Here is a 14952-nt window from a genome sequence, read left to right on the forward strand (position 1 = left end):
CTAAAAATACTGACTCGATCAGTGTATTCGGCTTTCTGCCCAAGCTTTACCAGCCTTGGGCGTTTTCGGTCCAATAGCCAAAGGCAAAACTCTTACGCAGCGGGTCAACCATTTGTGGGTCCAGCCCGGATGCGATAGCACTGGACGCATTAGCACCATGAGAAACGAGCTTGTAGCCGGTACCGTCAGAGCGATAAAGATACTGAGGTGTAGCTTCTTCACTAAGTTGCGGGTCTCTAGGCAGCGCGGCGATAAAAGCAGGTGAAAGCCCACGAATCCAGTCCGGAGCAGCGCGCCCCCAGTTGCTATGGAAGCCATCGAAATTTTCACTCACCGGGTAGGCGCCTTTGTCCGCGCGATATTTCTCCAGTGCGGTTCGAATTTTTTCGAGATCACGTTTACGTTGTAGATAGAGCGCCATCTCGGACTCCTTCAGCGTGACTTGCCCAGTTCCTTTAAGCGCCGCCATAAAGTCCTTTTCTCTAGGGACTACTACTGTCATCTGAGTATCAAATTCATAAGAAGATGCCTGGCTCTTTACTACGTCCAGATAAAGTTGCGGGCCTGTGTCTTGTACCGGTGGGTTCAATAGGTCCAACCCAGCATACTCATCACATGCAGGCGTGCCAGGGGAATGCAAGCAAAGCGTCCTGGCCAAATCACTCAAACTCGCCAGCTCACTGCTATAAATCATCGACACATTTTCGCTTGTTCGAGGCTTAATCATCAACAGTGGACGGTACCGATTGTAGCCCCAAAAAGGATGATTGTTGATTAGAACGTCATCTGGCTTCTCATCAAAGTAATTAGCCGGAGCACCATGATCACTCTTAACTACAAACAGCGTCTTATCATAAGCGCCAAGCGTTTTTAGCTTCTTAAGATAGTTCGCAGCTTGGCGTAAAGCACACTCGGTTTCGTTCAATAAGCCCTGATAGTTTTGATTGCTGGCAAACCATTCCGCGCTATCACTTCGGTAGTTGCATTTTTCATCAAAATCGACAGGAAAATGCGTATGCAAAAAATGCAGATAACGAATAGTACGTGTACTATTGGTAATATGCAGGTTTTCTGTCAAGGCGACTAACTCGTCAGTTTGAAGTGTGTTCTGGGCATCCCACGATGCGCCCTTGTGCGTAAGAATCCTCTCGGTCTTGGCGCTCTGCAGGTATTGTTTTTGAAGTGGGCGAAGCTCTAGGTCGACCCACTTTGCACCGATAGGCGTGGCTACCCTGGCCGCTATATATGGATAGAAATTCAAAGCAGTGGATGAGATTTCCTTGTAATCGCTTTCGGTCAACGTTCCAGGGATTGACACATCCGCCAGATTATCGTTAAAGAAACTATATGGTCCATAGGTCATAACATCCGAAGATGAAAGCTGTTCACGCTTAATTGAACTGGTTCTATTCGATAGCTTACCTGCCAGCCCGCTCGAAGTGATACTTAGCTTCCTGAAGTCAACATTCCCGTAGATTTCGGAGCGAAGGGAAGCGTTAGTCGCCGGCGAGAGAGCAACTGCGTTATCGTAAAAAATGAAATCCTTGAAATCCTCTTTCAACTCAGGATGCTCCTCGATAACCTGCTTGGCAACTACTCCTGCCAACCCATCGAGACTGAGAATGACAACATTATCGTTGGCTGAAAGGCTTGAAAGTCGGGCAAGCGATGTTCCTGATTGATAAAGTGTAAGCCCGGCCGTCCCTATCGACGTAGCAACGAGTATCAGTACAAATGCCTGTGCTGCAGACTTCAGTTTTGTGTATGTCAGCAATGTCAGTACAAATGAAGTAATGCTCACAAGAATAAGATTGAAATTATTAGTTGGTAAATCCGCCGGAGACACCATGCCGGCCTGGCCTGTTAAAGGCAGTATGAAGCCGGAAATAGACACCCAGAAAATAATAAAATACAACACGCCTGATGCGCACCGGCGAAGTCTCAATAAGCCGAGCAGGGCTGCAACTACAGAAAGAGCAACTCCCGCAGCAAGCGTGACAATCAGTGAAAAAAAGAAAAAATTCTTAACGCTGAAATTAATATCAATTAGTGATAAATAAACTGAATATAATGGCACCCACAAGAACAAAATTGAAGCAGCTGAAAATGGAAGAGCCAAACGCTTTAAAATCGTGGGCATGCAGATTTCCTGATCCTTGCGGAGGCGATACAGTAATTTGTTGTAAACAACTCGCAATAATATAGGAAGAACACTATAAATTCAGCTGTTTTCTGATCAGAACAAGGCGCGCCTATTTCACCGCTGCTGGCCAATATCTACCTGCACTACGTGATGGATTTGTGGATCAGGCAATGACGTGGGCGTACGGCACAGGACGAGATGATCGCCGTGCGGTACGCGGACGACAGCGTGCTTAGGTTTGAAAAGCGTGAAGATGCATGGAGCTTTCGTCATGCTTTGGAAGCCCGACTCGCCCAGTTCAACCTAACTCTACACCCAGAGAAAACACGACTGCTGCGGTTTGGGTGGTTCGTGGTCGAAGACTGCAAGAAACGTGGTGAAAGGAAGCTGGAAACCTTCGATTTCCTCGGGTTCACGCATTTCTGTAGTAAAACCAAGAACGGGATGTTCGTGGTAGGGCGCGCGACTATCAGCAAACGTATGAGAGCAACGCTCAAGGAGATACGGGCGCAGTTGCATAAGCGCAGGCACGAGCCTGTCCCAGTGATCGGGCAGTGGTTGAGTCGGTTGTCTAGAGGCTATTGCAATTACTACCACGTACCCGGTAATACACGGTGGCTGGATGCTTTTCGCCGGGAAATTATCGGAGCGTGGAGGCATGCCCTTAAACGGCGGAGCCAGCGACACCGACTGAACTGGGAACGAATGACTGCGCTAGCCAGGTTGTTCATTGCCTGTCCGCGCGAGTTACCTATGCATCCCTATCCCATAACCCGCTTCGGCGTTAAAACCCAAGGCAGGAGCCGTATGCGGTAATTCTGCACGTATGGATCTGTGCGGATGGTGGCAGGCGACTGCCATTCCTACCGCGTTACTTCGGCGGGGATTGACTATGGGGCTCCAGGGGCGTACGCAACCTGTGGCGCCATGATTACGGCTGATGTGCTGGTAAAAGTCCAAGGAGCGATAAAAAACGGCGTCACAGAGTCTGACAATCACATAGCGCAATTGCCCATAGGCCTTCGCCCCGCAGCGATGAATACTTTCCTGCTAATCAAGCTAGCGGCACTACAGGCTGGGTTGCAGTTGCTCCCGATGGATACATATCAACGGTAGGAACTGCAAACTGTAGTGGTCTAATGAAACCGGACACCCATTTAGGCGAGAGTGCTCGCCAGATCGAGGTGTCAGATGACCAAACAACACCGTGTGTTTTCCGCTGAATTTAAACGCGAGGCTGTCGACCTCGTACTCAAGCAAAACTACAGTTTCATCGAAGCCCGCCGTTCACTCAGTGTCGGCGAATCGGCCTTGCGCCGTTGGGTTGATCAAGTTCAGAAGGAACGCAAAGGCGTTACCCCGCAGAGCAAAGCGCTGACACCGGAACGGCAGAAAATCCAGGAGTTGGAAGCCCGGATCGTCCGCCTTGAACGGGGAAAATCGATATTAAAAAAGCTACCGCGCTCTTGATCGCGGAAGATCACGAGCGTTCGCGCTGATTGACCAGCTGAGCGTCCACGAGCCGGTTGATTGGCTGTACAAGGTGTTTGAAGTCACCCGCTCGTGTTTCTCGCGCAGCGTCTCAGACGCCGGACTCCTGATGTTGAGCGGCTTCGGCTGCGCAGTTGGGTCAATGAACTGTTCACGCAAAGTCGCAGTGCTGCGGGCAGCCGCAGCATCTTGTCGATGATGCGTGAAGACGGTGAGCAACTGGGCCGGTTCAAGGTGCGTAGCTTAATGCACGAACTTGAGCTTGTGAGCAAACAGCCAGGTTCTCATGCCTATAAACGGGCGACGGTTGAACGGTTGGATATCCCGAATACGTTGAATCGGGAGTTCGATGTCCCAGAGCCCAATCAGGTCTGGTGCGGCGACATCACTTACATTTGGGCTCAAGGTAAATGGCATTACTTGGCTGTTGTGCTGGATCTTTGCGCACGCCGGATAGTGGGTTGGGCATTGTCGGAAAAGTCGGACGCTGAGTTGGTGATCAAGGTGCTGGACATGGCCTACGAGCAACGCGGAAGACCTCTGGGGCTGCTGTTTCACTCGGATCAAGGGTCGCAGTATGCGAGTCGTCTATTCCGCCTGCGGCCCTGGCGTTATCGCATGCGCCAGAGCATGAGTCGCCGAGGAAATTGCTGGGACAATGCGCCGATGGAGCGTGTGTTCCGAAGTTTGAAAACCGAATGGATACCTACCACGGGCTACCGAACGGCCCAAGAGGCCCAGCGCGACATCAGTCATTTTTTGATGCGTCGCTACAACTGGATTCGGCCTCATCAATTCAACGGTGGACTCGCGCCAGCTCTGGCCGAGAAAAAAACTTAACGTTATGTCCGGGATTAGTTGACCACTACAAATGCCACCCTAACCACGCTGAGCGGGATTGTATTTAGGGCTGCTTGATAGCCTGTTGTTTCTCGATTTCAGCAATAACCATTGCATCAAGCACCTGGTACTCAATGGCTCCCTTGAACGCATAGCCAAGTGCATTTGGGTGGACACCGTCCGAAAGCATCCCCTGCCAGTCAGGCAGCTGATTCCAGATTTTGAAGTGCTGGATGATCGGGATTTTTCTTTGCTCGGCAACCAGATTCATCGCGCCAACGTACTGGTCAAGGATGGCGTGTTCACGTTTGGTCGATGGGTTTGGCTCGATCAACACTGGCTGCTTACCAGCTGCCAATGTGATGTCCACAAGTTGTTGCAGGTCGCCTACGAACTGTTCTGCCGTCCGATCGCACTGGTTCAATCCATAGTTGAAGGTCACGATTGAGGCCTTTGATTCTTTTACGCGCTCAGCCCACTTAGGTGTTGTGGCGTCCCCATCCAAAAGGTTGATTGCGCAGGTCTGCGAGATGCCTTTGTTTGCAATTGCTGCCTGCGCTCCGAAGCGGTTGTTCAGCTTCAGGTAAATTTGATCAACACCCGACATTGGGGCAACCTGAACCTTCCCATCAATAGTGGTAAGGCCAGCAGTGGTCGAGTCCCCGTACTGTTCAATTAATATGGTAGCGCTTACTTGGGTTGATAGCGCTGCCAAGGAAAGTGCCGTGACAAGCAAAGCCTTCATTTCTTGAGTCCTTTAATTATTTTCTTTCCCGGTATCTCGATGTACACGAAGGATAGGCGGGCCAGAATTACAACTGTTGCTGCCATTGCAATGAAATGCAGAGGCTGCTTAATGTTTATGTCTATTTTCCATGCATAAATCATGAAGTAGTTGATCAGATCGAGCACAATCCAATGGGTCATGTAGATCGCATAGGAGCACTCTCCCAACCACTCAAGCGACTTATCGATTGCTGACGCTTGGCGCATGCTCTCGGCGAGAGCGACCGCCACGACTGTGATTGCGCTGATGGGGATAATCAGGAAGTCGGAGTGATTAAGCTTCACGCCACCTCCGATCATCCAAAACTGAATGGCCACCAGAAAAACGGCTAGGGCAGTGACGAGCTTTTTGTGTGCCTCTACCACTGGTGCCAGTTTCACATAGGCGGCATAGCAGAGGATCCCCGCTGACATCCCCGCCAAGCCCCGGAGCATGCCTACATTCAACCAACCAAAGAGGTTCTTGTAGTAATCGCCGAGGCTTCCCACCTCTTTGAACAGGATGAAATAGCAGATGAAGAATGCGACAGCCGCTAGGGCGACAATCAGTCGGCGCGTCAGCAGGGCAACCGCCGCGATCAGGATGTTGATCCAGAACTCAACGGATATGGACCAAGACGGCGCGTTCCATGATGGGCCATTGGGGCTCAGCCCGACGTTGTTCAGCATCCCGAAATTCAGCGCCAGGGTGTAGGTGCGGCCATCCTGGTAGGACCAGCCGTTTTCTAGGAGCTGGCCACTTGTGGTCTCGGTGAACCAGATGTTCAGCCCCATGATGATTACTAGGGTTATCAGGTGCAGCGGATATAGACGGGCCACCCGATCACGGGCAAAGCTCATTATGAAGCCCGGACGAGAGAGCTTGTCTTTGTAGGCGTGGGTCAGTACGAAGCCTGACAAAATGAAGAAATAGTCAACAGCAAGCTGGAACTTTTCCATCACTAGCAGGCCTTTGGCATGACCGAAAAACACGATCATGGCAAAGGCAAATCGTAGGAAGTCGAGGTAAACGAAGCGTTGAGTCATGCAATTGGCTCGTATGTTTAGGCGCCGGAGTGTACTGACTCCGTATCGGTTTTTGTACTTATTGCTATATGGGGCGGCGCAGGTCGGCAGAACGCCGAGAGAGGACTGTGCCAATTTTACGCGGAAGGTCGGAGTAGTTCGGGGTTTGCGATGGTTTGGCGGTATCCGATAGCGGGCTAAATCCCCGCAATCCCCCGTGATGCCATCATAATTAAATGTCGCGTCTTACTAAATAGTGGGCTTGTTTTGTAGGGATTTTATCGTCTTCTGTCGGACGCGTGGGCCAAATATGGTCCAAACGATTGTGTTTACAGCTTGTTAAGCTCGGTCCAGTCCGATGTGGAATTGATCCACTTTGCATAGGTCGAGAGCAGCATTTGTACACTGTGCCCAAGCTGGTTTGCAATAAAGGCTGTGTTCATGTTCGCCATCAGGCACAAGGTCGCGTAGGTGTAGCGGCAGTCGTACTGATGGCGCCAGCGGTTCTTCAGTCGTTCAAGGGCAGCCAAGAAATATTTCTTCGGCGTGCTGTCCGACTGATCCACTCGCTGCTGCCATCTGCCGGAGCAAATACAAACTTCGCCCCATCGGTTGCCAGTGACCGGGCAACCTTGATGGCATTCAGCGCCCGATCATTAAGCAGCACATCCATGACGGTCTTGGTCTTGATCCGCTCGAACAGCTCACCCTTCACAATCACCTGGCAAACGTGAACCCTTCGCTTCGCCTCATCGACTTCTGAGCACTTGAGCGCGCGTATCTCGCCCGGACGCATGCCGGTAAAGAATGAGAATTCAAAATAGGCCGCGTAGTGCTGGGTCGGCCCAGCGAGTTTTTCGTACAGGTCGGCAATGATTCGCTCAGCGTCGTCGCGTTCGAACGGATCAACCTGGCGCTTGGTGATCTTCGCCTGAGGAATCGACAGGCATGGGTTACGTACCATGTGAGCATCCATCATGGCGGTTTGCAGGACGCTCGACAGCCTGTCGGTGGCGTTCCTGCGCACGCCCGGCGAATCTCACGCAATCGCCCAAACGATCTTGTGCAGGTCCGCCGAGGTGATGTTGTCGATTCGCTTGCTGACCAGCACCGGCATCCAGAACCGGTTCAGCACGCTTTTGTAGCTATCGTGCGTGCTGTCGACGATTTCCCGACTGTCCAGCCAGATCTGGGCGAACTCGCCAAAGATAGGTGTCTTGCGGTCGAGCAGGTAGTTGGAGTTGGGGAACATCTGGGCGTAGAGGTCATCATTCAGCGCGTCCAAGTTGATCAGTTCCTTACACGAGCACAGAGACTGCCGGCCGCCGCGAGCCCTTGGGCAGTCGGCTTAAAGGGAGTCGGTTCACTTCGACGCTGACCATTCAAGTAAAACGGATCCTGACGATTTCGCCGCGGGGCTCGACTCCATCAGGGAGGCGCACTTATTTTCTGCCCATGTATTGTATCGCTCCAGGCTGTATATGATTTGACCGTCACTTTTTTCCAGACGCCGCGCGGGATAAGGCCGTCCAAGCGTTTATGTTCAAGTGCTTTTGAAGTCGTGCCGACAGTTCGGTGAGGCGTGACTCAAGGACCTTGTCCACCAGCAGGGCGGATGGGGCGTCGAGGGTTGCCGGTCTTTTCGTTGGCATGGCTGTCTCTGTGCCGCGCAAGGCGGTAGAAGGTTTACGGCCAGCATCTGGCTGCCGTCGGCAGGAGTGGGGTTGATGTGCAGGGCGCGATTTGGCGGGCGATGATGTTCAGCGCCTGGACAAAATTCTCGTCCGACACATCGTCAGTGCCTAGAAAGATGATTCTGCAGTAGGGCGTTTCGCCATCCTCGCCCTGCTGCTTAGCGGAGAGCATCAGCACTCTCTTGGCGTGGATCGTTTCTGCAACCGCGCCATCGGATTAGCGTTAGGCGCGCAATCCGAATCTTGATTGGTATGAGATTGCCCCCCTAGATGAAAGCGAAATCGAAAGGATTTAAGGGGGGACTCTGAGAGGGGGGGCTTTTGACTTGGTTTTGGCTAATTTGGATGGTGTGTTTTTTTATATATTCGGCATAAGCATTTACAGTTTTTAGTAGGCTGCTCTCACCTAGATGGCAGTTGCCTTCTGCTCTATCGCACTGTTCAAGTATTGAGTCAGTGTTGGCGCCCAAGATATTATTTTGTTGTCAATTAAGCTTCTTTGTCCGGTAGCCGTTGGGTTGTCGTATGTCCACTTGCTTGGGCTGCCACATTTGGTTGCTATGCGAGCCAAATATGTAAGCGCTAGCGAGTAAAGTCGTGGCAGATAACGCTATTGAAAGCTTTAGTTTGCTGCTGGTGCTTTTTATGTTTGGGTTGTCTTCATTGAAACTGCGTCCAGTGTTTAAAAAATGCAAACGATAATGTTGGTGCGTTGAATGGGCTTGGCTCAACTTTTTATATTTAGTATGGTGTTTTGTTTTATCAGGATTTAACACAAGATTCGCTGATGGCGAAATGATAGCTGCATTAGTAGGGCGCGAATCGATTCAACTCGCCCCAAAAGCTTCGCTTATTGTTAAGCCCACGTTGCGCGCAGCTTAAGCAGGGTGAAACCGATCTGTGCGGCCGATTCACGGCTTCACCTGCTGCAAACATCGATCATGGTTTTGATGCCTTGGGCGTAACTCTATAGGCGGCATTAGCACGCGTTTTGATATGGATCGTAAGCACCTCGCGGTTGATGCTAAGAGCAGTAGCAAGCGAGCGCAGGCGCGAGGACGAATACCGACACGAAAGGCCGAGGCACGGAGCTGATTGTAGGTGACGAAGTTCTAGTAAATAGAATGAAGTGAGGGGAGGGGCGCGGCAAAATCGTACAGCGTCTCCAAATTGACAATTTAGGGGGCCCACCTCAAGAGTGTGAATGCCCGTCCAGAAGCCGCTGAGATGCCTTGTTCGGTGGGTTAGTTTGGCGTGTTCTCCGGAGCTCAGGCAATATCTTGAGCGCTCATCTGTTCATCTCTGAGGATTTTTTTTGAGACAAAATACGAGGTTTCCGCTCGTAAGCTCATCTGAGAGGTGTCGGGGAATTTATCCTGCTGCATTTTCGTGATAAATTATCTCGCTGCCCTCTCTTTTCATAGTCGATTTGAAATGTCTAAAAAAATACTAGTGACCGGTGCGACGGGGTTTCTGGGGGCTGCGTTGGTAAAGCGTTTCTGCACGCTGCCGGAAATATCGGTGGTGGCGCCCCTCCGAAATTTGAATAGCAAGTTGCCCGACGTAGTAGAAAAGACTCATATATCAAATATAGATCAAACCACCGACTGGGCTCAGTCTCTCTCTGGTGTGAATATACTTGTACATTCGGCGGCTCGAGTGCATGTGATGAATGAGGATCCGGCGCAATCGCTGGAAAAATTTCGTGCTATCAATGTTCAAGGCACACTTAATCTTGCACGCCAGGCCATACAGGCCGGTGTTAAGAGATTTATCTTTATCAGTTCGATCAAGGTCAATGGAGAAGCCACAGTTCTAGGAAGTGCATTCTCGGCAAATGATATTCCGCATCCTTCGGATCCTTATGCCATTTCCAAGTACGAAGCAGAACAGCAACTCATGCAACTCGCCAATACCGGCGCAATAGAAGTAGTCATCATCCGCCCAGTACTTATTTATGGCGCGGACGTGGGTGCAAACTTTCAGCAAATGATGCGCTGGCTTGTGAAGGGCATTCCACTCCCGTTCGGTGAGGTGAACAATCTTCGAAGTCTTGTCTCACTGGACAATGTCGTTGATCTGGTCACAACGTGCCTCGATCATCCCCGGGCCGTGAATCAGGTCTTTCTGGTGAGCGATGATGAGGATGTTTCAACGACCCAACTGATGCGACGCCTTATCACCTATTTGGGTGTGAAAACCTGGCTAGTGCCCGTTCCCGCCAGGGTGCTGGTACTCCTGGCCGGCTTGTTGGGGCGACGCGCAACAGCACAACGGCTTTTCGGTTCATTACAAGTCGATATCAAGAAAAATCGAGAACTACTGGGCTGGCGTCCACCCGGAAGTCTGAATGATGGATTGAGGTTGACGGCGCAGCGCTTTCTGGAGTCCTGCAAAAAATGAGTTATGCGTGGTTTTTTCCGGTGGCTGTCGGTATTTCTTTTTTGCTGACAGCGGTGTTACGCAAGTACGCCATATCTCGAAGTCTGATGGACGTTCCGAATGCACGTAGTTCCCATGTGGTCGCGACACCACGCGGTGGCGGCGTTGCAATTGTCGTGGCTTTTATCGTTTCGTTGGGCCTCCTGTACGCAGCGGGACTGATTTCTTCATCGGCCTTTTTTGCGAACGCCGGGGCAGGGGCCGTAATAGCGTTAATCGGCTTTATGGACGACCACGGACATATTGCCGCGCGTTGGCGTTTACTTGGCCATTTTGCCGCGGCAACCTGGCTTCTGGGCTGGATGGGTGGATTGCCGCCCATTGAGATTTTTGGTTCCTATCTCGATTTGGGCTGGGCAGGTCATGTACTGACCGCTTTTTATTTGGTGTGGTTACTCAATCTCTACAACTTCATGGACGGCATTGATGGAATTGCCAGCGTCGAGGCTATTTGTGTTTGCCTTGGGGCTTGTCTCTTGTATTGGGCCGGTAGTACGACGCAGTTGATCTGGGCTCCATTGTTGTTGGCCGCTTCGGTGGCGGGTTTCCTCTTTTGGAATTTCCCCCCCGCCAGAATTTTCATGGGGGATGCCGGGAGCGGATTCCTGGGTATTGTTCTAGGAGGGCTCTCACTTCAAGCGGCCTGGGTCTCTGCTGACTTGCTATGGGGTTGGCTGATTCTGCTCGGTGTATTTGTTGTCGATGCAACGTTTACCCTGTTTCGCCGGCTGCTCAGGGGAGACAAGGTCTATGAGGCACACCGCAGCCATGCCTATCAGTTCGCCTCCCGTCAGTTCGGCAGCCATTTGCCGGTTACAATGGCCGTTGGCGCGATCAATTTGCTTTGGTTGTTGCCTATCGCACTAGGTGTTACCCAATTCGGCCTCAACTCAAGCCTGGGTTTGATTCTGGCCTATGCTCCATTGGTTTTACTGGCGATCAAGTTTCGTGCTGGAGAGCTTGAAGGGCCATCGGTGAAGAACTGAGTAACAGTTCTGTCATTTAGGATTAAAGTGGATGAGATACGCCTATATAGTTTCACCACGGTGATGCGGCAGTTGAAGGGAGAAGGCTGAGGTGTTTGAAGAGTTCATGGATAGGGTCCGATCGCGCCTTGTAGGGCTTCCCAGACGTCGGAAACGGTTGATACAGGTCGGTACAGACGTTTTTCTGGTCTGGGGCGCTCTGTGGTTGGCGTTCATCGTGCGTTTGGGTATCGATGATATGTACAACCCCTTCAGGGTTCATTTCTGGCTGTTTGTTTGCGCCCCTGTCGTCGCCATTCCTCTGTTTATCCGCTTCGGCATGTACCGGGCGGTTATGCGATATTTCGGCAACGATGCGTTGATTGCGATTATCAAGGCAGTCACGTTGTCTTCGCTGATTCTGGCAGTTGTGGTCTATTGGTACAGCAATCACGAAGCGGTAGTGCCACGCTCCATTGTCTTCAACTACTGGTGGCTTAGCCTGGTCATCATCGGCGGTCTGCGTCTGTGCATGCGTCAATATTTCATGGGCGACTGGTTCACCGCCGCCCAGCACGTACCGTTCACCAACCGCGATGATGGCCTCACCAAAGTCGCCATCTACGGTGCAGGCGTCGCCGGCAATCAACTTGTCGCAGCACTTCGCATGGGCCGAGCCATGCGTCCTGTGGCATTTATTGATGATGATTCGAGCATCGCGGATCGTTCAATCGCAGGGTTACAAGTCTACAAACCCAAACACATCCAACAGATGATCGACGTAACCGGCGCGCAGGAAATCCTCCTGGCTCTACCCTCATCAACCCGCGCACGACGTCGGGAAATTCTCACTATTCTGGAACGTTTCCCGCTCCACATCCGAAGCGTACCCAACTTCACCGATCTGGCCAGTGGCCGGGTAAAGGTCGAAGACATCCAGGAAGTAGATATCGCCGACCTTCTGGGGCGCGACTCGGTACCCGCGCAACCAGACCTGCTCGAACGCTGTATCAAAGGCAAGACAGTAATGGTCACGGGCGCTGGCGGATCGATTGGTGCGGAACTGTGTCGGCAGATCTTCTCGCTTGGCCCGACTACGCTTTTATTGTTCGAGCACAGTGAATTCAACCTCTACAGCATTCTGTCGGAATTGGAGCAGCGTGCCAGCAGGAAGTCGATTCCTGTCCGTCTGCTTCCTATCCTCGGCTCGATCCGCCACCAGGACAAACTTCTGGATGTGATGAAGACCTGGAGTGTGGACACCGTCTACCACGCTGCCGCTTATAAACACGTCCCAATGGTCGAGCACAACATTGCCGAAGGCGTGCTTAACAACGTCATTGGCACGCTCAACACTGCTCAGGCTGCATTGCAATCGGGTGTGTCCAACTTTGTGTTGATCTCCACCGACAAGGCTGTTCGCCCCACGAATGTGATGGGGAGTACCAAGCGTCTCGCCGAAATGACGCTTCAAGCGTTGAGTCGTGAAATCGCCCCAGTGATGTTCGGCGACAAGGCCAATGTATCCCAGGTCAACAAGACTCGTTTCACCATGGTGCGCTTTGGCAATGTATTGGGGTCTTCCGGCTCAGTGATCCCGCTGTTCCACAGCCAGATCAAATCCGGTGGCCCGTTGACGGTCACCCACCCGAAAATCACTCGCTATTTCATGACCATCCCCGAAGCCGCGCAACTGGTGATCCAGGCGGGTTCCATGGGGCAGGGCGGTGATGTGTTTGTTCTGGACATGGGCGAGCCGGTGAAGATTGTCGAGCTGGCAGAGAAGATGATTCACCTGTCCGGTTTGAGCGTTCGTTCGGACAAGAATTTGCAAGGTGACATTTCCATCGAGTTCACCGGTCTGCGTCCCGGTGAGAAGCTTTACGAGGAGTTGCTGATCGGCGACAACGTGGCAGCGACGCAACATCCGATGATCATGAGCGCCAACGAAGATCATTTGCCGTGGGATGTACTCAAGGGCCGTTTGAGGGAGTTGCTGATTGCTGTCGATCATGACGATTACAGTCGTGTCCGTCAGCTCCTGCGCGAAACTGTCAGCGGCTACACCCCCGACGGCGATATCGTCGACTGGATCTACCAGCAACGTCGCCTGGAACCCTGATTGTTTCACATCCTGTAACGGACACATTTTTGACAAGCTCCAGACATCGCCTAAGTTTGGAAGGCAGCTTCGGAAAAGCTGCTTTCTCAATCGATGTCATGGAGCTTCATTTATGCGTACTGGCTATTTCTACTCTCTGGTTTTTGCCCTGCTCACCAGCGCCTCTATTGCTGCCATTGCTGCGCCGACGGCCAAGCCCGAGGCTGGCAATGCACCCTTGGTACTGGAAGTTTCTCCCAAGGCACAGTCCGGCAAGGTCGATCTGAATCAGGCCGATGCGCCAACCCTTCAGCGCGAGTTGTCCGGTGTGGGCGAGGCCAAGGCCAAGGCGATTGTTGCTTATCGTGAGAGTAATGGGCCGTTTGCGTCCGTGGACGAGTTGCTCGAAGTGAAGGGGATCGGTAAAGCGATTCTGGATAAGAATCGCGAGAAGCTTGAGGTGAACTAAGCTTATACGTCAGCGTCAGGGGCCGGTCATTGATCGGCCTTTTTGCTTTCTGGCGAACGCTGTGAGGGTGGGCCTTTCGTCGATATGAGAAAAATTATGCCTATCATATACAGCTGAGATTATGCCTATAATAAATTGGTTTCCGCCAAGCGTTCTGAGCCACAGGCGCTTGTCTTTCCCTTAGGCATCTCCCAGGAGCATAGTCATGAACTCTGTCCAGTCCCAAGGTACGGCCCTCGTCACCGGTGCTTCTTCCGGTATCGGTGCGATTTACGCCGAGCGGTTGGCGGCGCGTGGTTTTGATTTGTTATTGGTCGCCCGTGATCAAGAGCGGCTGGAAGTGGCGGCTACCAAGTTGCGCGCCGAGCATGGCGTTCAGGTCGAGGTGCTCAAGGCGGATCTGACGCAAAAGGATGAGGTGCTGAAGCTTGAACAGCGTCTTCGCAGCGATTCGAGTATCAGCCTGTTGCTGAACAACGCCGGTGTTGCAGCGGATGGTTTGTTGGCCAATGCCGACATGGATCAGCTGGAACGCTTGATTCAACTGAACGTGACAACGGTCACGCGGTTGGCATCGGCAGCGGCCGCCAGTTTTGCCAAGGCGGGTCGGGGGACGATCATCAATATCGGGTCAGTGGTGGCGTTGTTTCCCGAGCGCTTCAACGCAACTTACACCGCCAGCAAGGCTTATGTGTTAAGTCTGACGCAGTCGTTGAACGCTGAACTGGAGGGCACCGGGGTCAAGGTGCAGGCCGTGTTGCCAGGCGTAACACGCACCGAGATCTGGGAGCGCTCCGGTATCGACGCAACGCAAATTCCGGCGGAGATGGTCATGGAAGCCGATGATATGGTCGATGCCGCGTTGTCGGGTCTGGATCAGGGTGAGTTGATCACCATTCCTTCGTTGCCGGATGCGGCCGACTGGGATGCCTTCATTGCGGCGCGTCATGTATTGGCGCCGAATCTTTCCAAAAGTAAGGCTGCCGCGCGTTACACGTGAGGCGTCATGAATCGGC

The 14952-nt window shown here is 52.2% G+C and carries 12 protein-coding genes and 1 pseudogene; 7 read left to right on the top strand and 6 right to left on the bottom strand.

What is annotated here, in order from left to right; translation table 11 throughout:
* Nucleotides 1-46: 46 nt before the first annotated feature.
* Nucleotides 47-2140, bottom strand: coding sequence for a sulfatase-like hydrolase/transferase (locus tag AC3IUE_RS09260; RefSeq protein ID WP_489266888.1), 2094 nt, complete (start codon nt 2138-2140; stop codon nt 47-49).
* Between the two features lie 201 nt (nt 2141-2341).
* Here AC3IUE_RS09260 and AC3IUE_RS09265 point away from each other — a divergent pair, with 201 nt between their 5' ends.
* Together AC3IUE_RS09265 and AC3IUE_RS09270 are read left to right on the top strand one after the other, a co-directional pair.
* On the top strand, nt 2342-2959 hold the full coding sequence (locus AC3IUE_RS09265; protein WP_489266890.1) for an RNA-dependent RNA polymerase family protein: 618 nt from the start codon (nt 2342-2344) through the stop codon (nt 2957-2959).
* A 375-nt stretch (nt 2960-3334) separates the two neighbouring features.
* Nucleotides 3335-4474: pseudogene (locus AC3IUE_RS09270) on the top strand (IS3 family transposase).
* Nucleotides 4475-4538: 64 nt separating this feature from the next.
* On the opposite strand, the gene AC3IUE_RS09275 reads toward AC3IUE_RS09270, so the two are convergent.
* From AC3IUE_RS09275 to AC3IUE_RS09295, 5 genes are all read right to left on the bottom strand, one after another.
* Nucleotides 4539-5219 (bottom strand): SGNH/GDSL hydrolase family protein, encoded by a 681-nt coding sequence (locus AC3IUE_RS09275; protein ID WP_489266892.1) that lies wholly within the window; start codon nt 5217-5219, stop codon nt 4539-4541.
* Nucleotides 5216-6286: an acyltransferase family protein gene (locus AC3IUE_RS09280; protein WP_489266894.1), complete on the bottom strand. Its 1071-nt coding sequence runs from the start codon at nt 6284-6286 to the stop codon at nt 5216-5218. The genes AC3IUE_RS09275 and AC3IUE_RS09280 overlap by 4 nt, the downstream gene beginning before the upstream one ends.
* A gap of 308 nt (nt 6287-6594) precedes the next feature.
* Complete coding sequence (locus AC3IUE_RS09285) at nt 6595-6795, bottom strand: hypothetical protein (protein WP_489266896.1); 201 nt, start codon at nt 6793-6795, stop codon at nt 6595-6597.
* The gene (locus AC3IUE_RS09290; RefSeq protein WP_489266898.1) at nt 6774-7229 is read right to left on the bottom strand and encodes a tyrosine-type recombinase/integrase; all 456 of its coding nucleotides are present in this window, start codon (nt 7227-7229) and stop codon (nt 6774-6776) included. The genes AC3IUE_RS09285 and AC3IUE_RS09290 overlap by 22 nt, the downstream gene beginning before the upstream one ends.
* Nucleotides 7230-7304: 75 nt before the next feature.
* Nucleotides 7305-7550: a tyrosine-type recombinase/integrase gene (locus AC3IUE_RS09295; protein WP_489266900.1), complete on the bottom strand. Its 246-nt coding sequence runs from the start codon at nt 7548-7550 to the stop codon at nt 7305-7307.
* A 1843-nt stretch (nt 7551-9393) separates the two neighbouring features.
* Here AC3IUE_RS09295 and AC3IUE_RS09300 point away from each other — a divergent pair.
* The 5 genes from AC3IUE_RS09300 (at nt 9394) to AC3IUE_RS09320 (ending at nt 14936) form a co-directional block, all read left to right on the top strand.
* Nucleotides 9394-10362, top strand: a complete 969-nt coding sequence (locus AC3IUE_RS09300) for a UDP-glucose 4-epimerase family protein (protein ID WP_489266902.1) — start codon at nt 9394-9396, stop codon at nt 10360-10362.
* Nucleotides 10359-11387 (top strand): MraY family glycosyltransferase, encoded by a 1029-nt coding sequence (locus AC3IUE_RS09305; RefSeq protein ID WP_489266904.1) that lies wholly within the window; start codon nt 10359-10361, stop codon nt 11385-11387. Before AC3IUE_RS09300 ends, AC3IUE_RS09305 begins: the two co-directional genes overlap by 4 nt.
* A gap of 106 nt (nt 11388-11493) precedes the next feature.
* Entirely contained in the window at nt 11494-13488 is a 1995-nt protein-coding gene (locus tag AC3IUE_RS09310; protein ID WP_489266906.1) for a polysaccharide biosynthesis protein, read from the top strand.
* A 112-nt stretch (nt 13489-13600) separates the two neighbouring features.
* Complete coding sequence (locus AC3IUE_RS09315) at nt 13601-13936, top strand: ComEA family DNA-binding protein (protein ID WP_489266908.1); 336 nt, start codon at nt 13601-13603, stop codon at nt 13934-13936.
* A gap of 205 nt (nt 13937-14141) precedes the next feature.
* Nucleotides 14142-14936 (top strand): SDR family NAD(P)-dependent oxidoreductase, encoded by a 795-nt coding sequence (locus AC3IUE_RS09320; RefSeq protein WP_489266910.1) that lies wholly within the window; start codon nt 14142-14144, stop codon nt 14934-14936.
* Nucleotides 14937-14952 lie beyond the last annotated feature (16 nt).

It is taken from the genome of Pseudomonas sp. GL_093, assembly GCF_057837605.1.

What these genes read in the sequence shown, in the direction of transcription:
- AC3IUE_RS09315 (WP_489266908.1), top strand. Translation starts at nt 13,601, where the DNA reads ATGCGTACTGGCTATTTCTACTCTCTGGTTTTTGCCCTGCTCACCAGC.
- AC3IUE_RS09260 (WP_489266888.1), bottom strand. Translation starts at nt 2,140, where the DNA reads ATGCCCACGATTTTAAAGCGTTTGGCTCTTCCATTTTCAGCTGCTTCA.
- AC3IUE_RS09300 (WP_489266902.1), top strand. Translation starts at nt 9,394, where the DNA reads ATGTCTAAAAAAATACTAGTGACCGGTGCGACGGGGTTTCTGGGGGCT.
- AC3IUE_RS09305 (WP_489266904.1), top strand. Translation starts at nt 10,359, where the DNA reads ATGAGTTATGCGTGGTTTTTTCCGGTGGCTGTCGGTATTTCTTTTTTG.
- AC3IUE_RS09275 (WP_489266892.1), bottom strand. Translation starts at nt 5,219, where the DNA reads ATGAAGGCTTTGCTTGTCACGGCACTTTCCTTGGCAGCGCTATCAACC.
- AC3IUE_RS09320 (WP_489266910.1), top strand. Translation starts at nt 14,142, where the DNA reads ATGAACTCTGTCCAGTCCCAAGGTACGGCCCTCGTCACCGGTGCTTCT.
- AC3IUE_RS09265 (WP_489266890.1), top strand. Translation starts at nt 2,342, where the DNA reads ATGATCGCCGTGCGGTACGCGGACGACAGCGTGCTTAGGTTTGAAAAG.
- AC3IUE_RS09310 (WP_489266906.1), top strand. Translation starts at nt 11,494, where the DNA reads ATGGATAGGGTCCGATCGCGCCTTGTAGGGCTTCCCAGACGTCGGAAA.
- AC3IUE_RS09290 (WP_489266898.1), bottom strand. Translation starts at nt 7,229, where the DNA reads ATGGTACGTAACCCATGCCTGTCGATTCCTCAGGCGAAGATCACCAAG.
- AC3IUE_RS09280 (WP_489266894.1), bottom strand. Translation starts at nt 6,286, where the DNA reads ATGACTCAACGCTTCGTTTACCTCGACTTCCTACGATTTGCCTTTGCC.